At 69.2% G+C, this 22,142-nt stretch carries 21 protein-coding genes; 9 read left to right on the top strand and 12 right to left on the bottom strand.

Translation table 11 applies throughout. The features are described 5' to 3' along the window. Positions 1–24 precede the first annotated feature (24 nt). Positions 25–2,031: an alpha/beta hydrolase family protein gene (locus ACG04R_RS21790; RefSeq protein ID WP_394415728.1), complete on the bottom strand. Its 2,007-nt coding sequence runs from the start codon at positions 2,029–2,031 to the stop codon at positions 25–27. A 221-nt stretch (positions 2,032–2,252) separates the two neighbouring features. On the opposite strand from ACG04R_RS21790, the gene nadB reads away from it, so the two are divergent. After that, positions 2,253–3,857: an L-aspartate oxidase gene (gene nadB / locus ACG04R_RS21785; RefSeq protein WP_394415727.1), complete on the top strand. Its 1,605-nt coding sequence runs from the start codon at positions 2,253–2,255 to the stop codon at positions 3,855–3,857. On the opposite strand, the gene ACG04R_RS21780 is transcribed toward nadB, so the two are convergent. The 3 genes from ACG04R_RS21780 to nadA form a co-directional block, all read right to left on the bottom strand. Then, on the bottom strand, positions 3,835–4,287 hold the full coding sequence (locus ACG04R_RS21780; RefSeq protein ID WP_394415726.1) for a hypothetical protein: 453 nt from the start codon (positions 4,285–4,287) through the stop codon (positions 3,835–3,837). The two genes, nadB and ACG04R_RS21780, sit on opposite strands and share 23 nt — an antisense overlap. A 3-nt stretch (positions 4,288–4,290) precedes the next feature. After that, positions 4,291–4,581, bottom strand: coding sequence for a late competence development ComFB family protein (locus tag ACG04R_RS21775; RefSeq protein WP_394415725.1), 291 nt, complete (start codon positions 4,579–4,581; stop codon positions 4,291–4,293). Positions 4,582–4,777: 196 nt separating this feature from the next. Next, entirely contained in the window at positions 4,778–5,878 is a 1,101-nt protein-coding gene (nadA, locus tag ACG04R_RS21770) for a quinolinate synthase NadA (RefSeq protein ID WP_394415724.1), read from the bottom strand. 137 nt (positions 5,879–6,015) lie between these two features. On the opposite strand from nadA, the gene ACG04R_RS21765 reads away from it, so the two are divergent. Beyond that, the gene (locus tag ACG04R_RS21765; RefSeq protein WP_394415723.1) at positions 6,016–6,753 is read left to right on the top strand and encodes a substrate-binding periplasmic protein; all 738 of its coding nucleotides are present in this window, start codon (positions 6,016–6,018) and stop codon (positions 6,751–6,753) included. 11 nt (positions 6,754–6,764) lie between these two features. Here the strand turns inward: ACG04R_RS21765 and ACG04R_RS21760 are convergent, their stop codons facing one another. From ACG04R_RS21760 to ACG04R_RS21745, 4 genes are all read right to left on the bottom strand, one after another. Then, on the bottom strand, positions 6,765–7,703 hold the full coding sequence (locus tag ACG04R_RS21760; protein ID WP_394415722.1) for a DnaJ-like protein C-terminal domain-containing protein: 939 nt from the start codon (positions 7,701–7,703) through the stop codon (positions 6,765–6,767). Between the two features lie 122 nt (positions 7,704–7,825). After that, positions 7,826–8,362 carry an RNA polymerase sigma factor gene (locus ACG04R_RS21755; RefSeq protein WP_394415721.1) on the bottom strand — a complete coding sequence of 179 codons (537 nt, stop codon included), beginning with the start codon at positions 8,360–8,362 and terminating at the stop codon, positions 7,826–7,828. Beyond that, complete coding sequence (locus ACG04R_RS21750; protein WP_394415720.1) at positions 8,359–8,562, bottom strand: YgaP-like transmembrane domain; 204 nt, start codon at positions 8,560–8,562, stop codon at positions 8,359–8,361. The genes ACG04R_RS21755 and ACG04R_RS21750 overlap by 4 nt, the downstream gene beginning before the upstream one ends. An 87-nt stretch (positions 8,563–8,649) precedes the next feature. Beyond that, on the bottom strand, positions 8,650–9,459 hold the full coding sequence (locus tag ACG04R_RS21745) for an AraC family transcriptional regulator (RefSeq protein WP_394415719.1): 810 nt from the start codon (positions 9,457–9,459) through the stop codon (positions 8,650–8,652). Positions 9,460–9,529: 70 nt separating this feature from the next. On the opposite strand from ACG04R_RS21745, the gene ACG04R_RS21740 reads away from it, so the two are divergent. The 3 genes from ACG04R_RS21740 to ACG04R_RS21730 all read left to right on the top strand — a co-directional run bounded on the left by ACG04R_RS21740 (position 9,530) and on the right by ACG04R_RS21730 (position 12,113). Next, positions 9,530–10,786: an MFS transporter gene (locus ACG04R_RS21740; protein WP_394415718.1), complete on the top strand. Its 1,257-nt coding sequence runs from the start codon at positions 9,530–9,532 to the stop codon at positions 10,784–10,786. 87 nt (positions 10,787–10,873) lie between these two features. Beyond that, positions 10,874–11,317 (top strand): hypothetical protein, encoded by a 444-nt coding sequence (locus ACG04R_RS21735; protein ID WP_394415717.1) that lies wholly within the window; start codon positions 10,874–10,876, stop codon positions 11,315–11,317. A 46-nt stretch (positions 11,318–11,363) separates the two neighbouring features. Beyond that, entirely contained in the window at positions 11,364–12,113 is a 750-nt protein-coding gene (locus tag ACG04R_RS21730; protein WP_394415716.1) for a hypothetical protein, read from the top strand. A gap of 99 nt (positions 12,114–12,212) precedes the next feature. Here ACG04R_RS21730 and ACG04R_RS21725 read toward each other — a convergent pair whose 3' ends face one another. Continuing rightward, positions 12,213–12,341: a hypothetical protein gene (locus ACG04R_RS21725; RefSeq protein WP_394415715.1), complete on the bottom strand. Its 129-nt coding sequence runs from the start codon at positions 12,339–12,341 to the stop codon at positions 12,213–12,215. 9 nt (positions 12,342–12,350) lie between these two features. Between ACG04R_RS21725 and ACG04R_RS21720 the strand changes: the two genes are divergently transcribed. The 3 genes from ACG04R_RS21720 to ACG04R_RS21710 all read left to right on the top strand — a co-directional run bounded on the left by ACG04R_RS21720 (position 12,351) and on the right by ACG04R_RS21710 (position 15,078). Then, the gene (locus ACG04R_RS21720) at positions 12,351–12,857 is read left to right on the top strand and encodes a hypothetical protein (protein WP_394415714.1); all 507 of its coding nucleotides are present in this window, start codon (positions 12,351–12,353) and stop codon (positions 12,855–12,857) included. Between the two features lie 300 nt (positions 12,858–13,157). Beyond that, positions 13,158–14,870 carry a thiamine pyrophosphate-binding protein gene (locus ACG04R_RS21715; protein WP_394415713.1) on the top strand — a complete coding sequence of 571 codons (1,713 nt, stop codon included), beginning with the start codon at positions 13,158–13,160 and terminating at the stop codon, positions 14,868–14,870. Continuing rightward, on the top strand, positions 14,863–15,078 hold the full coding sequence (locus ACG04R_RS21710; protein WP_394415712.1) for an RNA-binding S4 domain-containing protein: 216 nt from the start codon (positions 14,863–14,865) through the stop codon (positions 15,076–15,078). The genes ACG04R_RS21715 and ACG04R_RS21710 overlap by 8 nt, the downstream gene beginning before the upstream one ends. Positions 15,079–15,081: 3 nt before the next feature. Here ACG04R_RS21710 and serB read toward each other — a convergent pair whose 3' ends face one another. Together serB and mfd are read right to left on the bottom strand one after the other, a co-directional pair. Then, positions 15,082–15,789, bottom strand: coding sequence for a phosphoserine phosphatase SerB (serB, locus tag ACG04R_RS21705; RefSeq protein WP_394415711.1), 708 nt, complete (start codon positions 15,787–15,789; stop codon positions 15,082–15,084). A gap of 50 nt (positions 15,790–15,839) precedes the next feature. Then, positions 15,840–19,307, bottom strand: a complete 3,468-nt coding sequence (gene mfd, locus ACG04R_RS21700; RefSeq protein ID WP_394415710.1) for a transcription-repair coupling factor — start codon at positions 19,305–19,307, stop codon at positions 15,840–15,842. A gap of 119 nt (positions 19,308–19,426) precedes the next feature. On the opposite strand from mfd, the gene ACG04R_RS21695 reads away from it, so the two are divergent. After that, positions 19,427–21,211 (top strand): DUF885 domain-containing protein, encoded by a 1,785-nt coding sequence (locus ACG04R_RS21695; RefSeq protein WP_394415709.1) that lies wholly within the window; start codon positions 19,427–19,429, stop codon positions 21,209–21,211. 46 nt (positions 21,212–21,257) lie between these two features. On the opposite strand, the gene ACG04R_RS21690 is transcribed toward ACG04R_RS21695, so the two are convergent. After that, entirely contained in the window at positions 21,258–21,881 is a 624-nt protein-coding gene (locus ACG04R_RS21690; protein ID WP_394415708.1) for a PEP-CTERM sorting domain-containing protein, read from the bottom strand. Positions 21,882–22,142: the final 261 nt, after the last annotated feature.

Genomic DNA, 22,142 nt, shown 5'->3' with positions numbered 1-22,142 from the left:
AATGCTGCCTCGTATCTTGCAGGCTCAGGGCTGAAGGTGCTTGGCCAGGAAGGCAGCCATGCGCTCGGCGAAGTCGATGCGGTTCTTCACGTTGCCGAAGCCGTGGCCCTCACCGGCGTAGGTGATCCAGACCGGGTCGTTGCCGGCCTCGCGCAGCGCATCACGCATGCGTTTGCCGTGCGTCAGCGGCACGCGGCGGTCGTCCTCGCCGAAGGCCAGCAGCACTGGCGCCTTGATGCGCGCGGCCTGCTTCACTGGCGAGTTGGCGGCGATCATGGCGGCGTCCTTCGTGGCGTCGCTCACCAGGTCAGGGATGGAGTACTTGCGGGCGCTTTCGCCGATGTCGTCGAAGACGCTCCACGAGCCGTTGACGTAGAGGTCCATGTCGGTCACTGCCATCCAGGCGACGCCGCAGCGGTACAGCTTGGGGTGCTTCACCAGGCCCATCAGCGTGCTGTAGCCGCCGTAGCTGGCGCCGGCAATGCAGGCCTTGTCGCTGGCGATGCCCTGCTGCTGGGCCCACAGCAATGCGTCGGCCACGTCGTCTTGCATGGCCTGGCCCCATTGCTTGAAGCCCGCGCGGTAGAGGCCATAGCCGTAGCCGGTGCTGCCGCGGAACTCGGGCTCGATGACGACGTAGCCGCGCGAGGCGAGGAACTGCGCGTCGGCGTCCCACCGCCATTGCGTACCGCGCACCCACGGGCCGCCGTGCACCAGCACCACCGCGGGCAGTGGGCCTTTGGCACCAGGCGGGCGGGTGATCCACACCGGCAGCTCCAGCCCGTCACGTGCCTTGACGCGCTGCAACTCCAGTGTCGCCATCTGCGCGGGGGCGATGTCCGGGCGAACGGCCTGGAGGAACTGCCAGTTCTGCTGGCCCTCTGGCGGCTTGGCCTGGAACAGGTAGAGGGCGCCCGGGTCCTGGTCGCTGTAGGAACGCACCAGCGCCACCATGTCGGGTGCGCCGCAGCGACGGCAGCTGATGCGGTTGACGTGATTGGGAAACTCGGTGTCGACGCGGTCCTGGAAGGCCTTCATCGCCGGGTCGAACCAGGCGGTCGTCTCGCCGTCAACGGTGACGCGCACGCCCAGCGTCTTGCCCGCGTCGCCGGTGACGAGGAAACCCTGGAAGTCGAAGCCGGGCGTGGACACCAGCGGCTTGTCCTCGGGCGCGCCGCGCTTGGCGTCGTAGCGGCTCAACACGGCGTCGCCCCGCGGCCCCTGCGGGCGCGATACGAACAGGGTGCCATTGCCGTCGATGGCCTCGACCTGGAATGGCTGGTCGAACAGTCCGCTTTCGTAGAGCCTCGACCACTTCTGGCTGCCTGGCTGCAGCCAGTAGGCTGAAATGCGGCTCTTGTCGTACGTGAAGGCGACGCGCGGCTGGCCCAGGCTGTCGGTCATCCAGGCGCTGGCGCCGCCCGGCAGTTGCCGGTCGTCGACCAGGCGCGTGGTGGTCTTGACCACGTTCAGCCACATCAGGCTGACGCTGGTGTCGCTTTCATCCGTCCCGAATTCCTCGAGCAGGACTTCTTCGTTGACTTTGCCGGGTTGCGACGGTGGCACGGCAACAAGGCGATGGTTCCAGCTCAGTCGCCAGCTGTGCGGATCGCTCACGCCGCCATCAGCTGCCCAGCTCCGGTTCACGAGTTGGCGAAAGTGCGAACCGTCCGCCTTCACGGTGAAGAGGCCTGGGCCGTCATCGACCGTGCCACTGCCGTCGACGAGGTCCGTCACGCTGAATACCAGCTGCTCGTCATTGACCCAGCGCACGTCTGCCACGTCGGCGTAGGTCACCCGTGTCGTGCTCAGGCGCCCGCCGGCAGGGGCAAGGTCGATCACCACCATCCCGACGCGTGGCATGCCTTTGCTCGTCGTCAGCGCCAGCAGTCGCCCGGAAGGGGATAGCACCGCCTCCAGGATGTCCGCATCCTTGTAGAACAGCTCGGCCGGCGGCAGCGCGGCGCGCGCGCAGGTCGCGAACAACAACACGCCGGCGATGGCGCCGGCCCAGCGTTTGACAGTCTTCAAGGTCTCCTCCACGGCTGCTTCTGCGACAGCGGCGCGGAGCATAAGGCCGCGTCCCACCGTGGCGTTACGCAAGCAGGTGCTTATTTGCCCCCCGGGACCGCGGGCTGCGGGGCGGTGGCGATGAGCGCCACGGCACGATGCGGCGCCTGCATCAAGCGATCCTCCCCGGGATACGAAAGCCCAGCGGCATGGAGCCAGATCGCTGCGGGACAATGCCTGCCATGACTGCTGCTCCCCCGGACGACGCCCCCGTCGTCATCATCGGCGCCGGCCTGGCCGGTCTCACCGTGGCCCTGCACCTGGCCGACTCCGTGCCCGTCGTCGTGCTGGCCAAGCGCGAACTGGGCGAGGCCGCCACGGCCTGGGCCCAGGGCGGCATCGTCGGCGTGCTCGGCAGCGACGACAGCATCGACAGCCATGTGCGCGACACGCAGGATGCCGGCGCCGGCCTCGTCGACGAGGGCACGGCCCGCTTCATCGCCGAGCGCAGCGCCGCCGCCGTGGGCTGGCTGGTGGAGCAGGGCGTGCCGTTCACGCCAGACGACACAGGCCCGATGGGCCTGCACCTGACGCGTGAGGGCGGCCACGCGGTGCGCCGCATCGCCCACGCGGCCGACGCCACCGGCAAGGCCATCCACGAGCAACTACTGGACGTGGCGCGCCGCCACCCCAACATCAAGCTGTGTGAACGCTGGATGGCGCTGGACCTCATCACGTCCCGCCACGCGCAGCGCGACGAGCCGCCGCGCGTCTATGGCGTCTACGCGCTGGACATCGACACCCAGCGCGTCGAGACGCTGGCCGCGCGTGCCGTCGTGCTGGCCACCGGCGGCGCCGGCAAGGTCTACCGCTACACGACCAACCCGGACACGTCGACCGGCGACGGCATCGCGATGGCCTGGCGCGCCGGCTGCCGCGTCGCGAACATGGAGTTCATCCAGTTCCACCCGACCTGCCTCTACCACCCGCAGGAGCGCAGCTTCCTCATCACCGAGGCGCTGCGCGGCGAGGGTGGCCACCTCAAGTTGCCCGACGGCACACGCTTCATGGCCGCGCACGACGAGCGCATGGAGCTGGCGCCGCGCGACATCGTCGCCCGCGCCATCGACTTCGAGATGAAGAAGCACGGCCTCGACCACGTGTGGCTGGACGCCACCCACCTGGGCGAAGCCTTCCTCATCGAGCATTTCCCGACCATCCACGCGCGCTGCCTGAAGCTGGGCATCGACATCGCCAAGCAGCCCATCCCTGTCGTGCCGGCGGTGCACTTCACGTGCGGTGGCGCGGTGACGGACCTGTCCGGCCGCTGCGACCTGCCAGGCCTGTACGCGGTGGGCGAGACGGGCTACACCGGCCTGCACGGCGCCAACCGTCTGGCCAGCAACTCGCTGCTGGAGTGCGTCGTGCTGGGCCAGACCTGCGCGGCCGACATCCTCAACCAAGCACCGCAGGAGGCCGCGCCGCTGCCGGCATGGGACGAAAGCCAGGTCGAGAACGCCGACGAGCAGGTCGTCATCGCGCACAACTGGGATGAGCTGCGTCTGCTGATGTGGAACTATGTCGGCATCGTGCGCACGACCAAGCGGCTGGAGCGCGCGCTGCACCGCATCGCGTTGCTGAAGAGCGAGATCGACGACTACTACGCCAACTTCCGCGTCACACGTGACCTGCTGGAGCTGCGCAACCTCGTGGACTGCGCGGAGCTGATCGTGCGCTCGGCGCTGATGCGCCACGAAAGCCGTGGCCTGCACTACAGCCGCGACTACCCGCAGACGCTGCCGGTGAGCTTCCCGACGGTGTTGATCAGCGAGCGGCGGAGGCGCTGAGTGCCGGTGCGGGAGCACTAGCCGCCTTCCTGTCCGGTGCCTTCTGCGCCGAGCACTTCTGGTGCTCGCAGACCTTCTCCAGCGGCTGGTACTCAGCGTTGGGCATGTCGAACCATTGCACGACCTTCAGGTCCCGGCTGACGCGGAAGTGGTCGATGGCGGGGAAGGTCTTTGGATCACCACCGCACGACGGCTTGTGGTTTTCGTGAACCGCGATGTCGGTCCACCCGGGCTCGCATGACCATTCGATCAACGACAGGCAGTCCGGGCGGGTCCAGTTCCGGTAAAGCTGCAGCTCATCCAGCTTGCGTGCCAGCACCGGTGACGCCGGGCTGCCCGCCTGCAATAGCTGACATTCGGCCGTAGCTGCGTCGATGCACGCAAGCGCGATGGCGACGCCGGCCAGCCGCACTGCGGCGTCATACGTCAAGCGTCATTTCCTCGCCCGCAGCGCCGTCCTCGCCTGCACGAAGTTGAAGGCATAGCCGACCGCCTCGGCGATGGCGTTGTCGATCTCCAGGCGCTCGTGTTCGGTCAGGTAGAAGCTGAAGTCCACCTCATGGCGGATGTAGCGCGGGGGCAGGCGGTTCAGCGCCACGCAGGCCACGTCGCACAGCAGGTCGTTGCTGTCCGCGATCTCGGGGTAGTCCTTGGACGCATCGATCACGGCCGCGAAGACTTCGCGCTCGTGGTGGTTGTAGAGGGAGCTGAAGTCGGCATTCATGGCGCGGTCTCCGATGGAATGCCGATTTATAGCGCGGGAAACACCGGACGAGCCCCCGCGATGCAGCGCGCCCGGGTTGGGAGTGTGCTGCAAGGCGCAAAGCGCTGCCGGGTTGAACACCCAGCGAGCATTTGCAACGCAGCAGGACGCCCCAAGCCGGGATGCGCTGCGCGCGAGGGGCTCGCCCGGTGTTTCCTCAGGCGGCGCCGATGCCCGGCGTCATGCCGGCAGCGGCCTTCTTTCGCGCGGCCGTGAAATCGAGCATGCGGTTGATGCAGCGCTGGGCCTCGATGCGGATGGGCTCGTCGACGTGGATCTCCGGCTGGCCGCTCTCCAGGCAGTCCACCAGATTGGCCAGACCGTTCATTGCCATCCACGGGCAGTGGGCGCAGCTCTTGCACGTGGCGCTGTTGCCGGCCGTCGGCGCCTCGATCAGCGTCTTGCCCGGCGCCAGCTGGCGCATGCGGTGCAGGATGCCGTTGTCGGTCGCGACGATGTACTCCTGCGCCGAACCCTCGACGACGGCCTTGATCAGTGCCGACGTGGAACCCACCACGTGGGCCATGTCGACGACGCTCTTGGGCGACTCGGGGTGGACGAGGATCTGTGCGCCCGGGTGCTGCTCGCGCAGCAGCTCCAGCTCCAGCCCCTTGAACTCGTCGTGCACGATGCAGGCGCCGTTCCACATCAGCATGTCGGCACCGGTCTGCTCCTGGATGTAGCGGCCCAGGTGGCGGTCGGGCGCCCAGAGGATCTTCTGGCCCCTGGCGTGCAGGTCGGCCACGATCTCCAGCGCGCAGGAGCTGGTCACCATCCAGTCGGCGCGCGCCTTCACGGCGGCGCTGGTGTTGGCGTAGACGACGACCTGGCGGTCCGGGTGGGCGTCGCAAAAGCGCGCGAAGTCGTCGGCCGGGCAGCCCAGGTCCAGCGAGCAGGTGGCGTCCAGGTCCGGCATCAGCACGCGCTTTTCCGGGCTGAGGATCTTGGCCGTCTCGCCCATGAAGCGCACGCCGGCGACGACCAGCGTCTGCGCCGCGTGGTCGCGGCCAAAGCGGGCCATTTCCAGCGAGTCCGACACGATGCCGCCGGTCTCCAGCGCCAGGTCCTGCAGCAGGCCGTCCACGTAGTAGTGGGCGACGAGCACGGCGTCGTGCTTCTTGAGCAGTGCCTTGGCGCGATCGGCCAGCGCGTGGCGCTCGGACGGGCTCAGTGGCGCCGGCACCTTGGCCCAGGCGTGCGCGGTGGAGCAGGCGCCGGCGGCGTCCTGCCTGGTGTAGTCGAACAGCTGTGTGTCCATGGGAACTCGGTCTCTTGAGTGACGCCGGCGCCATGGGCGCGGCAGCTTTCTAAACTCGCGGCATGGCGATACGCACGGATTGTCCGTCCGAGAAGGCTCCTGCCGGCGCAGGCGCCGCAAAGCCCGCAATCGGCCGCGTGGCAGGGCTGCTGGTGGCTGGCGCGTGGCTGGCCGCCGTGCAGGCGGCGCCCGCTGAGAAGCCGGTACTGCGATTCATCGTCGGCGAGGACTGGGCGCCACCTTACCTGGAGCTGCGCGGCGGCCGGCCCGTTGGCGGGCTGGCCTTCGAGCTGATGGAGCAGGTGGCCCGTGCCGCGGACGCGCGGCCGGTGTACGTGATGCTGCCGCCCAAGCGCACGCAGCCGGCGCTGCACGCGGGCCAGGCGGACCTGATGTGCATGATGGCGCCGAAGTGGGTGGTCGAGCCGCTGGGCAGCGATCGCGTCGGCCCGCCGATGGTGGTGCTGGAGGACGTGCTGGCCGTCGGCCGGGGCGGCCTGACCCGGCCGCTGGACCTGGCGGCGCAGCGCGGCCTGCGGGTGGGGACCGTGCTCGGTTACCACTACCAGGAGCTGGGCCCGCTGTTCGATGCCGGCCAGCTGGTACGCGACGACGCCGTCACGCAGCAGGGCGTCCTGGAGAAGCTGGCCCGGGGGCGCACGCCGGCCGCGGTGGTCGACCGGCTGGTGCTGGCGCAATACAACCGTGGCCACCCGCCGGCCGAGGCGCTGCGGCCGCTGCAGGTCGTCAGCCAGACGGTGACGCATTGCCTGCTGGGCGGCACGACGCAACTGCCCGCGGCCCGGCTGCAGCAGGCGCTGCGCGCCGTCGTGGAGCGCGGCGACGTGGCTCGGCTGGTGCAGCGCTACCGCTGACGCCGCCGTCGTCAGGGCAGGCGAATCCAGTCGCCCTCGTTGGCGCGCTGGGTGTTCGTCGGCCCGCCTTCAAAGCGGTAGACGACGGTCAGCGTCTTGCGCTGGCCCGGCGCCGGGTCGACGCCGAAGAGGCTGTTGTCGACCTGGGCCTCGAAGCGGCCACCCCGCACCTGGGCGCGCAGCGCCTGCGTCACGTCGGCGTCGCGGCCACGCGCGCCGTAAATGGCGCTCTCGATGAAGAGCCGACCGCCCGGGCGCTCCGGCCCGCGATCACCGCGGCCCCAGTCGCCACGGCCCCAGCCGATGAACTGGGCGCCGTCCACGGTGGCGTACTCGCGGTACTCGAAAGTGCGCTGCTGGCCCATGCGGTCCCGGGCCACGATGCGCAGCACCTTGGTCTGGCCGGGGTCGGGGTCCAGGCCGCCGAAGGTGTCGTTGCCGAGGCGAAAGCGCACGTCGCGCCGTGCCAGGTCGCGCAGGCGGTCGGTCACGTCGACCTCGCGGCGGCCAGTGCCGTAGGTCGCGTACAGGATGGTGAATTCGCCGTCGTCGTGACGGTCATCCCGGCGCTCCTCGGCGCCCTGCCAGCCGCGCGGGCCGCCGTCGCCCCAGTTGCCGCCGCCCCAGCCGATGAACTGGGCGCCGTCGATCCAGTCGTACTCGCGGTACTCGAACGTGCGCTCGCGTCCGCTGCGGTCGCGGGCAAAGATGCGCAGCGTCTTCGTGCGGCCGGGGTCGGGGTCAACGCCGAACAGCTCGTTCTCCAGCTTGAAGCGTCGGTCGCGTCGCGCCAGCTCGCGCAGTCGGCCGGTGACGTCCACGTGGCTGCGCTCGGTGCCGTAGCGCGCGTGCAGGATGAGGAAGTCGCCGTCGTCGTCGGCACGGGCCGTCAGGGCGATGCCGGCGAGCAGGCTGCTGCCCAGGCCGAGGAGCAGGGGGCGTCGTTGCATGAGGGGTGTCCTTGTTGTGATTGTTGGCTGCGCTCATCGTCGCATAGCGCCCCTTCACAACGCGGCGGCTCCCGCCCGCGCGGACGGCCCGCGACGGGCCGCCGTAAGGGTTGGTAACCGTGTCAGGCGGCGGCGGGGCGGCCGCCCAGCAGGTACTCCCGCGCCAGCGCGCGGGCGCGGTGCAGCCGGCTCTTCACGTTGGGCCGCGTCAGGCCGGTGCGATGGGCGATCTCCTCGATGGTCAGTTCCTCCACGTCGCGCAGCAGCATGACCTCGCGGTAGTGCGCCGGCAGCGATTCGAGCGCCGCTACCAGCTCCCGGCGCAGCCCGGCTTCGTCGTGCGCGACCAGCCACTGCGCGAGTTGCTCCTCGTCGTACGGGTCGTAGCGCAGCGCCACCCGCCCGAGCCGCCGGCACTCGCGCTGCACGAGGCGGATGGCCCAGCCCGAGAACGCCGCCAGCACGCGCAGCTGGGGCAGCTTGCGCGAGACGATGAGCAGCGCCTCCTGCACCGCGTCGTCGACGTCGCTGATCAGGCAATGCCGCTGCGCGTAGCGGCGGATGTCCGGGCGGGTGACACGCAGCAGCTGCTCCAGCGCCCGCGGGTCGCCGCCGTGGGCGGCCGCGAGCAGCGGCAGATGCTCGGCGGCCAGGCTCATGGCTGCCTGAGCTTGCGGCCCACCATCGCACAGGCGGGGCAGAAGCCGAGCAGGCCGGACAGCACCAGCCCGCCCGCGCTGGCCGCGATCAGCCAGCCGGCCATGCCACCCACCATCAACACACCCGCGCCCGCTGCGCCCGCTCCGAGCAGGATGCGCAGCACGCGCTCGCCGTTCGGCACGTTCTTCACATAGACCATGGTGCAACTCCAGATGTTCGAGGACGACCCTCGGACACCAAGAGGTGGGCAGTGCGGAAAAGGATTCGTGGCGCGCAAGATATTTTTTCAGGCCCGCTCGAAGAACCTGCTCGGCGGCATGCCCACCGTGCGCGTCACCATCGCCGTGAACGCGCTGGCGCTGGCGTAGCCCAGCTCGGTGGCGATGTGGCTCATCGGCCGGCCGCGGGCCGCCAGCGTCAGCGCGTGGGCCAGCAGCAGCTGCGAGCGCCACTGCGCGAAGCTGGTGCCCAGCTGCTCGCGGAACAGCCGGCTCAGCGTGCGCGGGCTGGCGCCGGCCTCCCGTGCCCATTCGTCCAGACCCGTGTGGCGGCCGGGCTCGTCCAGCATGGCCTTGCAGAGGCGGCGCAGCCTGGCGTCCTGCGGCAGCGCCACGCCCAGCGCCAGCGGCCTGGCGCGTTGCAGCTCGACCAGCACGAGGCGCTCGATGCTGCAACGCCGCTCCGCGTCCTCGGCGGTTTCCGGGGGTGTCGGGTCGGGCAGGGCGGGCAGGGCCAGCACCAGCTCGCGCAGCAGCGGCGACACCTCCAGCACCCGGCCCACCTGCCAGGCCTCGCCGGCCAGCAGCTCGGGGCCCAGGTAGAGCGTGCGCAGGTCGCACTGCTCGATGGCCGTCACCGCGTGCACGAGGCCGGGCGGAATCCACACCGCGCGCGACGGCGGCACGATGTAGGTCGCCGCCATGGTGTTCACGCGCACGGCGCCGGTCATCGAGAAGACGAGCTGGGCCCAGTCGTGGCGGTGCGGCTGGATGTCGGCCAGATGCTCCAGCACCCGGGCCTTGGCGCGCAACGGGCGTTGCCGCGTCGGCGCGAAGCGCTCGGGCGAGAAGGCAGGGAAGCTCTGGCGGCCGGGCATGGCTGGATTTCGATAGAACTTGACGAACCATCGTAACTGGGCCGGCAGGGGTCTTCCTACAGTGCGGAGCATGGACACCACCCTCGCAGCAACTCCGGGCGCCGCCAGCCGGCGCCGGAGCGACATCACGACGATCTCGACCATCGGCGTCGCCCACGGCACCTCGCATTTCTTCCACATGCTGTTGCCGCCGCTGTTCCCGGCCTTCATCCAGGCCTTCGGCCTGAGCTACTCGGAGCTGGGCCTGCTGGTGACGACCTTCTTCGTCATCTCGGGCACGGGCCAGGCGCTGTCGGGCTTCGTCGTCGACCGCATCGGTGCGCGGCCGGTGCTGTTCGTGGCGATGGCGAGCTTCTTCCTGGCCTCGGTCGCGGCGGGCCTGGCGCAGGGCTTCGGCGGGCTGATGCTGGCGGCGGCGCTGGCGGGCGTCGGCAACGCGCCCTTCCACCCGGCGGACTTCACCATCCTGAACAAGCGCGTTTCGCAGCCGCGGCTGGGCCACGCGTTCTCGGTGCACGGCATCAGCGGCAACCTGGGCTGGGCGTTCGCGCCGGTGTTCTCCATCGGCATCGCCGAGGCGACGGGCAACTGGCGCTTCGCCTATGTCGGCACGGCGCTGGTCGCGCTGGCGGTGATGGCCTTGCTTTTCTGGCAGCGCTCGGCCATCGACGACCGACAAGGCTCCTGGGGCCACGCCAAGCCGGCAGCAGGCGCCAAGGCGGAGCACCCGATGGCCTTCCTGAAGCTGCCGTCGGTGTGGCTGTGCTTCTCGTTCTTCTTCTGGACCACGGCGGCGCTGTCGGCCATCCAGAGCTTTGCCAGCCCGGCGCTGCATCAGATCTACGACCTGCCGCTGGCGCAGACGGCCTACGTCGTCACCGGCTACATGCTGGCCGGCGCGGCGGGCATGGTGTGCGGCGGCTTCCTCGTCGCCCGCGCCGAGCGGCTGGAGCGCGTCATCGCCTGCGCGATGGCGTTCGCTGCCGGCATGCTGCTGCTGACGGCCACCGGCTCGCTGCCGGGCGGGCTGGCGGCGGTGATCGCCTCGCTGGCCGGCTTCGGCACCGGGCTCGCCGGCCCGTCGCGCGACATGCTCATCAAGCGGGCCGCGCCGCCCGGCGCCACGGGCCGCGTCTACGGCACGGTGTACTCGGGGCTGGACATCGGCTTCGCGCTGGCAGCGCCGGTGTTCGGCGCCATCCTGGACCACGGCATGCCGCGGGGCGTGTTCGCGGGGTCGGCAGCGGCCCTGGTGCTGGGTGTCGCGTCGGCGGGGCTGGTGGGGCTGGGCCTGTCGCGCCGGTCGGCAGCCGCGGTGCCGGCCTGATGGACGGCGGAGCGAGGTGATTCGGCACGGCGTGCGGGGGGTAACCCGCCGCTACAGTCCGCGCCACTGCCATGCTCGCCGTCTGCCATGCCGTTCCGTGGTCTCGTGGTTCTCGTTGTCGTCCTGTCCGCGCTGGGCCTGGCCTGGCAGCAGCGCGAGCGTCTGCGGGCCGCGGTGATGCCCGAGCCGGTCGTCGTCATCGGCCCGGGAGGGGGGGACCTCGCTGGCGCGCCGCGTCCGGCCGGCGAGGCTGCCGCCCGCCCGACATCGCGATCCGGCGCGCTGCGCAAATGCGTGAAGAGCCAGCAGGTGGCCTACACCAACGTCGAGTGCCCGGCCGGCTTCAAGGAGCAGGCCGTGACCGCGGCGCCCGTCAATGTCGTGCCGGCCACGCCGGTTGCGCGGGGCGCCGAACCCCAGACGTCAGGCAGCAGCGCGCCGTCGGCCCTCCACGAGGCGCTGGGCCTGACGCGCGACGACAAGCTCAGGGACCGCATCACCGAGCGGGCCATCGAGGGGGCGACGCGGTGATGGCCTCCCTTCGCCCCCGCCGGGGATCGTGATGCGCCACGGCGCCATGCGCCGCTCGTGGGCGGCGTTGGCGGTCCTCGCCTCGGCGTCCGCCGGGGCCATGCCTGCCGGCGGCCTGGAGCCGGAGCCGGGCGTCTTCGCCTCGGAGCACGCCCCCGATCCGGCAACGCTGGCATTGCGCGACGCGCTGCTCGGCGGGTATGCCTACCGCCAGTGCCAGTTCCTCGTCGAGCCTTCGCTGCGCACGCCCTACGCCGTCTTCCTCGTGCGCCAGGCGGGTGGCGTCATCGTCGTCAGCCGCACGCTCGATGAGCAGCGCTGGAGCCGGCTGGAAATAGAGCGAATCCGCGCGCTCAAGCCGGACGTCTTCCCGCTGGATGCGGCAACCGAGCGTGCGCTGCTGAAGCGCTTTCCCGTCGTCGCGCAGACGCGGCAGGCGCCGCTCGATGCGGAGAGCACGGCGGTGCTGACGGATCTCTGCCGCGACGTGTTGCTGCAAGTGCGCTACCCGAAGAAGTTCGAAGAAGGTCTGGACGGCGTGACCTACCACGCGGGCCACTGGACGCAGGAACGTTTCCTGTCGGGCACGGCATGGTCACCCGATGCCGACTCACTAACGGGCGACTACGTCGCGATGGGGCAGGCGTTGAAGGCCTTTGCCGACGCGCCGGAGGCGCAGCGCGAGGCGCGCAAGGGCGAGTTGCTGGAGCGTGCAAGGCGCGTGGCGGACCGGCTCAGGGACAGTCGCCCGGCGGAGTTGGACCGCCCGTCGCCGCTACAGTCCCGACATGACTAGACAAGCCACCTCCCCACGCCTCGCCGGCCACAAGCTGGTCGAGGCGCTGCTGGCCCAGGGCGTCGACACCGCATTCGGCGTTCCTGGCGATAGCCTATCTCAACCCTCGCCGAGCAGCTCGCTATGAGCCGGTCCGCAGCAACTTCTCCGGGTGAGGAGATTGACCGACGCGCGCTTTTTCTTCGGACGCTTGAGGAGATGCGTGCGCGAATCGATGGCGATCAGCATGATGCGATCATGCTGTCAGCGCTACTTCGAAAGCTGTTGATCGACGGCACGCCCTTGCTAGCGCTCGTCAATCGCAGATTCAAACAGCGCGTGCGCTTTGGCGTTTTATTGCCCAGGGGACCGGTGGCCTTGCCGTCGGGGCCTCCGGAGTTTTGGATGGTGGGCGATGCTATTTGGCCAAAGGTGCAAGGAACATTCGGGCCACCTGCACAGGTCAGCCTCGATGAATTTTTGAGCATGCCCATCGTGCTGGCGCTTGGCCACAAATTGACGGTTCGCGATGTGATTCACTACGGCGCACACGTGCATGGCGCAGTGCATGCCGGCGCGCCGAGCAGTGAGAAAGATCGCCGCATGCTGGCCATTGAACAGTGGATAGGCAAGGTGCTAAAGGAAAGTCGCCAACCAGGCTTTGACGCCATCGCAACGCAGTTGCGGTCGATTGGCAGAGTGGTTGTCGACTCGTTGGGGGTTTTAGAGAGGTCTGTGCAAGACAGCGTGCTTGCAGATTCCTAGCGAAGAAGAAAAGGCCCGCATCAGCGGGCCTCTTTGTTTGTCCAGGCGTCTGACTAGGTGGTGCGGGTGCTCCTTCTGCACTGTGGCCTGCGGCTTGCTGAGCATGCGCAGGTGGCCGTGGCCTTGGAGGCGCTGGCGGTAGCTGTTGCCTGAGACGGCCTCGGCTTCGCGAACCGCGGCTTTGCCAACGCTAAGGATGTTGCGATCATCGTCGACGATGGTCAGACGGCTGGCTTGCCGTCCATAGTCACGCTAGACCTTAGCGGTTAGCCTGCCTGTGCGGCCAGCTAAAGTCTCCACATGACTAGACAAGCCAATACCCCCAGCCTCGCCGGCCACAAGCTGGTCGAGGCGTTGCTGGCCCAAGGCGTGACCGACGTATTTGGAGTTCCTGGCGAATCCTTCCTGGCCGTCCTCGACGGTTTTCATGAGTACCGCGACAAGATCCGCTTCGTTGCGTGCCGGCAGGAAGGCGGTGCGGCCTTCATGGCCGAGGCGCAAGGCAAGTTGACCGGCCGCCCCGGCATCTGCTTCGTCACGCGCGGCCCGGGCGCGACGAACGCCAGCATCGGCCTGCACACGGCCTTCCAGGATTCGACGCCGATGATCCTGTTCATTGGCCAGGTCGCCAGCGACCAGCGCGATCGCGAGGCCTTCCAGGAGGTGGACTACCGCCAGATGTTCGGCCCCGGCACGCTGGGCATGGCCAAGTGGGTGGGCGAGGTGCACGACGCCGAGCGGCTGCCCGAGTACGTGGCGCGGGCCTTCCACGTGGCGATGCAGGGCCGGCCCGGCCCGGTCGTGCTGGTGCTGCCGGAGGACATGCTGACCCGCGCCATCACGGCCGACATCGTCGCGCCCGCGCGGGCTGCCGAAGCCGCGCCGACGCCGGCCGCCCTGGCCGAGGTGCGCGAGCGCCTGGCTGCGGCGAAGCGGCCGCTGGTCATCGCCGGTGGCGGCGGCTGGACGGCCGAGGCGACCGAGGCGCTGCAGCACTTTGCCGAACGCTGGCAACTGCCGGTCGGCTGCGCCTTCCGCTTCCAGGACCTGTTCGACAACAGCCACCCGAACTACGCCGGCGACGTCGGCATCGGCATCAATCCCAAACTGGCAGCGCGCGTGAAGGAGGCCGACCTCATCCTCGCAGTCGGGCCACGCCTGGGCGAGATGACGACCGGCGGCTACACGCTGCTGCAGGCGCCGCGCCCCGCGCAGCAGCTCATCCACATTCACGCCGGCGCCGAGGAGCTGGGCCGCGTCTACACGGCCGAGCTGCTCATCAACGCCAGCATGAGCCAGGCCGCCCCGGCGCTGGCCTTGCTGCCGCCGCCTGCCGACATCCCCTGGAGCGACTGGACCGCCGCTGCCCACGCCGACTATCGCGCCAACCTCCAGCCCACGCCCGTGGCGCCGCTGGACATGGCGGAGGTCATCCGCCTCATCGACGAGAAGCTGCCCGAGGGCACCATCTTCACGAACGGCGCCGGCAACTACAGCGGCTGGCTGCACCGCTTCCACCGCTACACGGCGCTGCACCGCTTCGGCAAGACACAGCTGGCGCCGACCTCCGGCGCGATGGGCTACGGCGTGCCGGCCGCCGTCGCGGCATCACTGCTGCAGGACCGCTGGGTCGTCAACATCGCCGGTGACGGCGACTTCCTGATGACCGGCCAGGAGCTGGCCACGGCCACGGGCTATGGTGCCAGGAAGCTGCTCGTCGTCGTCGTCGACAACGGCACCTACGGCACCATCCGCATGCACCAGGAGCGCGAGTACCCCGGCCGCGTGTCCGGCAGCGACCTGTTCAACCCCGACTTCGCCAAGCTCGCCGAGGCCTTCGGCTTCGCGGCCTTCAAGGCTGAGAGCACGGCGCAGGTCGGCCCGGCGCTCGACGCGGCCATCGCGTCAGGCAAGCCGGCGCTGCTGCACCTGCGCCTGTCCAGCGACGTCTCCACCTCCCGCTCCACGCTCACGGCCATCCGCGAAGCGGCACAGAAGAAGAACCATGCTTGAACTCCAACTCCGCGGTGATTACATCGAACTCGACAAGCTGCTCAAGGCCCTGGGCCTCGTCGAGAGCGGCGGCCGCGCGCGGGTGCTGATCGCGGCCGGCGAGGTCAGGGTGGACGGCCAGGTCGAGCTGCGCAAGACGGCCAAGATCCGCGCCGGCCAGGTGGTCGACTTTGACGGGCAGCAGGCGCGGGTGCTGGCCGCGGGCTGAGCGTCAGCGCAGCAGTTCAAGCAGGCGGTCCAGCCCGCCGTCGTTGATCGCGACGCGGGCCTGCTCGCGGACCTTGGGCTTGGCGTGATAGGCCACGGACAGGCCGGCCGCGCCCATCATCGGCAGGTCGTTGGCGCCGTCTCCGACGGCGATGGCCTGGTCGGGGCGGCAGCCGATGTCCTCGCAGCGGGCCAGCAGCATCAGCCGCTTCTGCTCGCCATCGCAGATGTCGCCCCAGTCCTGCATGACGACGCGGCCGGTGAGGGCGCCGTCGACGATCTCCAGCTCGTTGCTGCGCACGAAGTCCATGCCCAGTTCTGCCGCCACGAAGCGCGTGAAGAACGTGAAGCCGCCGGAGACGAGCACGAGCTTGAGGCCGGCGGCCTTGAGCGCCGCGCACAGTTCGCGCGCGCCGGGGTTGAAGGTCAGCCGCTCGGCCAGCACGCGGTCCAGCACGGTGGCGGGCTCGCCGGCCAGGATGGCGAGGCGGCGGCGCAGGCTGTCCTTGAAGTCGGTGATCTCGCCGCGCATCGCGGCCTCGGTGATGGCGGCCACCTCTTCACCCTTGCCGGCCAGCGCGGCGATCTCGTCGATGCACTCGATGCTGATCAGCGTCGAGTCCATGTCGAAGGCGGCGAGCTTGAAGTGCGACAGCGGGGGCAGGGCGGGGCCGTCGCGCAGGACGAGGCCGTCAGAGGCAGCAGAGGTCACGAGGGCAGGGCGTAGCGTGCGGGAAGGCCCGCATTATCCCGGTGCCCTGTTCAGCCAGCCTTCACCGGTTGACCCAGCAGCCTCAACACCTCGCGCACGGCCTGTGCGCGGTCCTGCGGGTTGCTGAGCGCCTTCTCCACGCGCAGCTTCTCGTTGCCGACCAGCTTGATGTTGCGGTTCTTCTGCACCAGCTCGATGACGCGCATCGGGTCGATGGGCGGGTTGGGGCGGAAGTTGATGTTGATGATGCTGGGCGCCGCGTCGACCTTGATGACGCCGTAGGGCTTGGCCAGCACGCGCAGGCGGTGCAGGTCGAACAGCGTCTGGCCTTGCGCGGGCAGCTTGCCGAAGCGGTCGGTGATCTCCTCCAGCATCGTGTCGATCTGCTCGGACTTCTCGGCCGTGGCCAGGCGCTTGTAGAGCGAGAGCCGCACCTGCACGTCGCCGCAGTAGGCGTCGGGCAGCAGCGCGGGGGCGTGCAGGTTGATCTCGGTGTTGGTGGAGAACGCGCCGGTGGGCGACAGCAGGTCGGGCTCGCGGCCTGATTTGAGCGCTCGCACGGCCTCGCTGAGCATGTCGTTGTAGAGCTGGAAGCCCACCTCCATCATGTTGCCGCTCTGGTTGTCGCCCAGCACCTCGCCGGCGCCGCGGATCTCCAGGTCGTGCATCGCGAGGTAGAAGCCGGAGCCCAGTTCCTCCATGGCCTGGATGGCGTCCAGCCGCTGCGTGGCCTGCTTGGTCAGGCCCTGCAGGTCCGGCACCATCAGGTAGGCATAGGCCTGATGGTGGCTGCGGCCGACGCGGCCGCGCAGCTGGTGCAGCTGGGCCAGGCCGAACTTGTCGGCGCGGGCAATGATGATGGTGTTGGCGCTCGGCACGTCGATGCCGGTCTCGATGATGGTGGAGCACAGCAGCAGGTTGTGCTTGCCCTGCACGAACTCGCGCATCACGCGCTCCAGCTCGCGCTCCGGCATCTGGCCGTGGGCGATGACGATGCGCGCCTCGGGGACGAGTTCCTCCAGCTTCTGCCTGCGGTTCTCGATGGTCTCGACTTCGTTGTGCAGGAAGTAGACCTGGCCGCCGCGCTTCAACTCGCGCAGCACGGCCTCGCGGATGGTGCCGCTGCTCTCGGCGCGCACAAAGGTCTTGATGGCCAGGCGCCGCTGCGGCGCGGTGGCGATGACCGAGAGGTCGCGCAGGCCCTTCAGCGCCATGCCCAGCGTGCGCGGGATGGGCGTCGCGGTCAGCGTCAGTACGTCGACCTCGGCGCGCATGGCCTTCATCGCCTCCTTGTGGCGCACGCCGAAGCGGTGTTCCTCGTCGATGACGAGCAGGCCCAGGCGGTTGAACTTGACCTCGCTGGACAACAGCTTGTGCGTGCCGACGACGATGTCGATGGTGCCGTCGGCGATGCCTTCCATCGCCGCCTTGATCTCCTTGGCGGAGCGGAAGCGGCTCATCTCCGCCACCTTCACCGGCCAGGCGCCGAAGCGGTCGGCGATGTTCTGGTAGTGCTGCTCGGCCAGCAGCGTCGTCGGCGCCAGGATGGCGACCTGCTTGCCGCCCATGACTGCGACGAAGGCCGCGCGCAGCGCCACCTCGGTCTTGCCGAAGCCCACGTCGCCGCAGACCAGGCGGTCCATCGGCTTGGGCGAGATCATGTCCTGGATGACCGCGTGGATGGCGGCGCGCTGGTCGGGCGTTTCCTCGAAGCCGAACGACGCGGCGAAGGCCTCGTAGTCGTGGCCCGAGTAGCGGAAGGCGTGGCCTTCGCGGGCGGCGCGGCGGGCGTAGAGGTTGAGCAGCTCGGCGGCGGTGTCGCGCACCTGCTCGGCGGCTTTGCGCTTGGCCTTTTCCCACTGGCCGGAGCCGAGCTTGTGCAGCGGCGCCTCTTCCGGCGACACGCCCGTGTAGCGGCCGATCAGGTGCAGCTGCGACACCGGCACGTACAGCGTCGCCTTGTCGGCGTACTCCAGGTGAAGGAACTCGCTCTTCTGGCCGTCGCCGAGGTCGATGTTCACCAGGCCCTGGTAGCGCCCGATGCCGTGGTTGATGTGGACGACCGGGTCGCCCACCTTCAGCTCGGACAAGTCCTTGATCAGCGCGTTGACGTCGCTGACCTGCTCCTGCTTGCGGCGGCGGCGCGTGGTGGGCGTGGTGGCGAAAAGCTCGGTCTCGGTGATGAGCTGCAGTGGGCGCTCGGGGTCCACCCAGAAGAAGCCCGCGGCCAGCGGCGCCGCCGTGATGGCGTATTTCTCGTCGCCTGCCCAGAACTCGGCCAGGTCCTTGACGGACGGCGGGTCGATCTTGCTGTCGCGCAGCTGCTCCAGCAGGCTCTCGCGTCGGCCCTCGCTTTCGGCGACCAGCAGCACGCGGTGGGTGGTGGCCTTCAGATGCGCTTCCAGCCGCGCCATCGGCTCCTGCGTGCCGCGCTCGACGCTGACGTCGGGCAGGGGGCGGGCGAAGTCCACCGGTTCCGACCCGCGCACGGACAGCACGGCGTGCGGCTTCGTCAGGCCGAAGAAGTCCTCGGCCGTCAGGAAGATCTCGGCCGGCGGCAGGATGGGCCGTTCGGGGTCGTGCTGCAGGAAGCGGTGGCGTTCCTTGGTGTCGGTCCAGAAGCGCTGGATGGCTTCGTCGACCTCGCCGTGCAGCGCCAGGCCGGCCGTGTCGCCCAGGTAGTCGAACACGCTGGCCGTCTGCTCGAAGAAGATGGGCAGGTAGTACTCGATGCCGCCGGAGGCGATGCCCTCGCCGATGTCGCGGTAGATGCGCGACTTGGTCGGGTCGCCCTCCATCTTCTCGCGCCAGCGGTTGCGGAAGGCCTTGCGCGCGGCCTCGTCCATCGGGAACTCGCGGCCCGGCAGCAGGCGCACGTCCGGCACCGGGTACAGGCTGCGCTGGCTGTCCGGGTCGAACACGCGGATGGAGTCCACCTCGTCGCCGAACAGGTCCACGCGGTAGGGCACGTTGGAGCCCATCGGAAACAGGTCGATGAGGCCGCCACGCACGGCGTATTCGCCGGGCTGCACGACCTGGCTCACGTTCGTGTAGCCCGCCAGCGTCAGCTGCGAACGCAGCGAGGCTTCGTCCAGCCGCTGCTTCTGCTTGAAGTTGAAGGTCGTGCCGGCCAGGAAGCTGGGCGGCGCGAGGCGGGTCAGCGCGGTGGAGGCAGGCATCAGCACCACGTCGATGCTTTTCGTCTTCCTGCTCTGCAGCAGCTCCCACAGCGTGGCCAGGCGCTCGGAGATCAGGTCCTGGTGAGGGCTGAAGCTGTCGTAGGGCAGGGTCTCCCAGTCGGGGAAGACGGCCACCTTCAGCTCCGGCGCGAAGAACTTCAGCTCGTCCTCCAGCCGCTGGGTGTCGCCAGGTTCGGCCGTGAAGATGGCGGCCATGCGGCCGGCGTCGCGCTGCGCCTGCGCGAAGCGGGCGAGCAGCAGGGCGTCGGCAGAGCCCAGGGGGCGGGGGTGGGTGAACTTCTTGCCCGGTGCGATGACCGGCAGCGACGGCAGAGACATGCAGACCTACAAACGACGACAGCCCCGAAGCGGGGCCTGGGCGAATTCTAGAGACGCCATGTCCTTTGGCTGGGTCCTGGGGGCATGGCAGCATCGCGGCACTTCCTACCGGAGATTCCATGCGCCGCCGCCACGCCATCAGCCTGCTCGCGACCTCCCTGTCCCTTGCCCTGCCGTCGACCAGGGCGCTTGCCGCCGCCAACGAGAGCCAACGCTTCCACCGGTGGCTGGATGCCCAGTGGGAGCTGACGCTGCAGCGCCAGCCCATCCTGGCCACGTCGCTGGGCGACCCGCGCTACAACGACCGCTTCGTCGACGACACGACCGCCGCCTACCGCGCGCGCAGCAAGCGCGAGTCGCAGCAGCAGCTCAAGGAACTCAAGGGCTTCAACAAGGCGAAGCTGGAACCGAAGGACCGCGTCTCCTACAGCATCCTCGAGCTCGACCTGGAGCAGGACCTGGCCGGCCAGCGCTTCCCTGAATGGATGCAGCCCATCAGCCAGATCGGCGGCATGCCCAGCTTCCTCGCGCAGATGGGTACCGGCCAGTCCATCCAGCCCTTCCGCACGACCAAGGACTACGACGACTGGCTCAAGCGCCTGGCGCTGGCCGTGCCGACCTTCGACGGCACCATCGCCAACATGCGCGCCGGGCTGAAGGCCGGCGTGACCCAGCCCCGCGCCGTCATGGACAAGGTGCTGCCGCAGTTGCAGTCGCTGGCCGTGACCGACCCGGAGAAGAGCCTGTTCTGGGGGCCGATCCAGAACTTCCCCGACGCCGTGCCCGCCGCCGACCGCGAACGCATCACGACCGCGATGCGCCAGCTGCTGTCCAGGGATGTGCTGCCCGCCTATGCGCGCCTGCTGGCCTTCGTTCGCGACGAGTACCTGCCCCAGGCCCGCACCAGCACGGCCTGGTCGGCGCTGCCGGACGGCAAGGCCTGGTACGCCTACCGCGTGGAACAGTCCACGACGCTGAAGCTGACGCCCGACGAGATCCACGCCATCGGCCTGAAGGAGGTGGCGCGCATCCTCGGCGAGATGGAGGGGGTGCGCAAGCAGGTGGGCTTCCAGGGGGACCTGAAGGCCTTCTTCAAGTACCTGCAGGACGACCCGAAGTTCTACTTCACGAAGCCGGAAGACCTGCTGGCCGGCTACCGCGAGCTGCAGAAGAAGATCAACGGCCTCACACCGAAGCTCTTCGACATCGCGCCCAAGGCGGACTACCAGGTCAAGGAGGTCGAGGCCTTCCGTGCCGAGAGCGCCGCCGGTGCGTCCTACGAGGAACCGGCCGCCGACGGCTCGCGCCCCGGCGTGTTCTACGTCAACACCTTCAACCTGAAGGCCCAGCCGATCTACGGCATGGAGACGCTGTCGCTGCACGAGGCCTCGCCGGGCCACCACTTCCAGATCTCCATCGCGCAGGAGGACACGACGCTGCCCGCCTTCCGCCGCTTCGGCAGCCACTACACGGCCTACGTGGAGGGCTGGGCGCTGTACTCGGAGAGCATTGGCAAGGAACTGGGCCTGTTCACCGACCCCTACCAGTGGTATGGACGGCTGTCCGACGAGCAGCTTCGCGCGATGCGGCTGGTGGTCGACACCGGCCTGCACGCCAAGGGCTGGACACGCGAGCAGGCCATCCAGTACATGCTGGACAACTCGTCGATGGTCGAGAGCGACGTGGTCTCCGAGGTCGAGCGCTACATCGTCTGGCCCGGCCAGGCGCTGGGCTACAAGATCGGCCAGCTGGAGATCACGCGGCTGCGCCGCGAGGCCGAGGCGGCGCTGGGTGACCGGTTCGACGTGAAGGGCTTCCACCGCGTCGTGCTGACGGCGGGCCAGGTGCCGCTGCCGGTGCTGCGTGAGCTGGTGCAGGCCTGGGTGAAGAAGCTTCGCGGCTGAGTCCGGCGCGCAAGCAAAAAGGCCCGCATCAGCGGGCCTTTGTTCATCAGCTGCGGCGACGCTTCAGCAGCGGCACCATCAGCAGGCCCGCCGCCATCAGCAGCGCCGAGGCGGGCTCCGGTACGGCACTGACCGTCAGCACATTGCTGTCGACGTAGCCGTCCAGGTCCGAGCCCACGGAGCGCACGAAGTTCATCGTGTAGGCGATCTTGACCGTTCCAGTCGGGATCGCGAAGCTGCCGCTGTACTGCTGCCAGCTGCCCAGGTGCGAATCGACTGCCGGCGTCGAGACCGTCTGCAAGACGCTGTTGGCGCCGTTCAGGAAGCTCAGCGACACGTAGGCGTGATCGCTGGGCGTGCCCTGGTTCAAGCCTTGTTCCCAGAACGACACGTTGGCGATGCCATGGCCGCCCAGGTCGGCGATGGTCACGGTCTGCGTCAACGAGCCGAAGGCGCCGTTGCCTCCGACAAAGGAGAAGCTGCCTTCGAAGGGGTTGATGCCGGGATTGAAGCTGCCGTTGTCGACGCGGACGCTGGCGGGCCCTCCGACGGTCCAGCCACTCAGGTCGCCGGCTTCTGCGCCCGGGTTGACGAGCAGGTTCTGGGCGGAGGCCGCCGAGGCCGCGAGCAGCAGGGCGACGGGCAGGGCGGAACGGAATGACAGCGACATGGTCAAGTGCGTGATGACAACGATGGCGCAGATTTTCGGGCGACCTCGTCAAGGTCGCAGGCCTCGGGTGAGGGTCTTCCAGGGGACATGAGCCGATCAAGTGGCCCGAGTTCTAGGGGTGCTGGCGGCGGATTGCCGCCGGTGGCGGTCGTTGCATCGGGCCTGCTGGCGGATTTCCGCCGATTCGGCGTGCGGCCCACCGTGCCCGCCCTGGGGCTTCGCCACGCACCGCCTTGGCACGTAAGCTGCTCATCCTGGGGC

The sequence above is a fragment of the Pelomonas candidula genome, assembly GCF_043555985.1.
GTDB classification, from domain to species: Bacteria; Pseudomonadota; Gammaproteobacteria; order Burkholderiales; family Burkholderiaceae_C; genus Pelomonas; species Pelomonas candidula.
The sequence above is the reverse complement of the archived record's forward strand: the minus strand, read 5'-3'. Positions and strand labels throughout refer to the sequence as shown.

Excerpts from the sequence above, each read along its gene's own strand:
- nadB (WP_394415727.1), top strand. The coding sequence starts at position 2,253 with ATGACTGCTGCTCCCCCGGACGACGCCCCCGTCGTCATCATCGGCGCC.
- ACG04R_RS21775 (WP_394415725.1), bottom strand. The coding sequence starts at position 4,581 with ATGAATGCCGACTTCAGCTCCCTCTACAACCACCACGAGCGCGAAGTC.
- nadA (WP_394415724.1), bottom strand. The coding sequence starts at position 5,878 with ATGGACACACAGCTGTTCGACTACACCAGGCAGGACGCCGCCGGCGCC.
- ACG04R_RS21760 (WP_394415722.1), bottom strand. The coding sequence starts at position 7,703 with ATGCAACGACGCCCCCTGCTCCTCGGCCTGGGCAGCAGCCTGCTCGCC.
- ACG04R_RS21755 (WP_394415721.1), bottom strand. The coding sequence starts at position 8,362 with ATGAGCCTGGCCGCCGAGCATCTGCCGCTGCTCGCGGCCGCCCACGGC.
- ACG04R_RS21750 (WP_394415720.1), bottom strand. The coding sequence starts at position 8,562 with ATGGTCTATGTGAAGAACGTGCCGAACGGCGAGCGCGTGCTGCGCATC.
- ACG04R_RS21745 (WP_394415719.1), bottom strand. The coding sequence starts at position 9,459 with ATGCCCGGCCGCCAGAGCTTCCCTGCCTTCTCGCCCGAGCGCTTCGCG.
- ACG04R_RS21740 (WP_394415718.1), top strand. The coding sequence starts at position 9,530 with ATGGACACCACCCTCGCAGCAACTCCGGGCGCCGCCAGCCGGCGCCGG.
- ACG04R_RS21735 (WP_394415717.1), top strand. The coding sequence starts at position 10,874 with ATGCCGTTCCGTGGTCTCGTGGTTCTCGTTGTCGTCCTGTCCGCGCTG.
- ACG04R_RS21730 (WP_394415716.1), top strand. The coding sequence starts at position 11,364 with ATGCGCCGCTCGTGGGCGGCGTTGGCGGTCCTCGCCTCGGCGTCCGCC.
- ACG04R_RS21725 (WP_394415715.1), bottom strand. The coding sequence starts at position 12,341 with ATGCTGATCGCCATCGATTCGCGCACGCATCTCCTCAAGCGTCCGAAG.
- ACG04R_RS21720 (WP_394415714.1), top strand. The coding sequence starts at position 12,351 with ATGCTGTCAGCGCTACTTCGAAAGCTGTTGATCGACGGCACGCCCTTG.
- ACG04R_RS21715 (WP_394415713.1), top strand. The coding sequence starts at position 13,158 with ATGACTAGACAAGCCAATACCCCCAGCCTCGCCGGCCACAAGCTGGTC.
- ACG04R_RS21710 (WP_394415712.1), top strand. The coding sequence starts at position 14,863 with ATGCTTGAACTCCAACTCCGCGGTGATTACATCGAACTCGACAAGCTG.
- mfd (WP_394415710.1), bottom strand. The coding sequence starts at position 19,307 with ATGTCTCTGCCGTCGCTGCCGGTCATCGCACCGGGCAAGAAGTTCACC.
- ACG04R_RS21695 (WP_394415709.1), top strand. The coding sequence starts at position 19,427 with ATGCGCCGCCGCCACGCCATCAGCCTGCTCGCGACCTCCCTGTCCCTT.
- ACG04R_RS21690 (WP_394415708.1), bottom strand. The coding sequence starts at position 21,881 with ATGTCGCTGTCATTCCGTTCCGCCCTGCCCGTCGCCCTGCTGCTCGCG.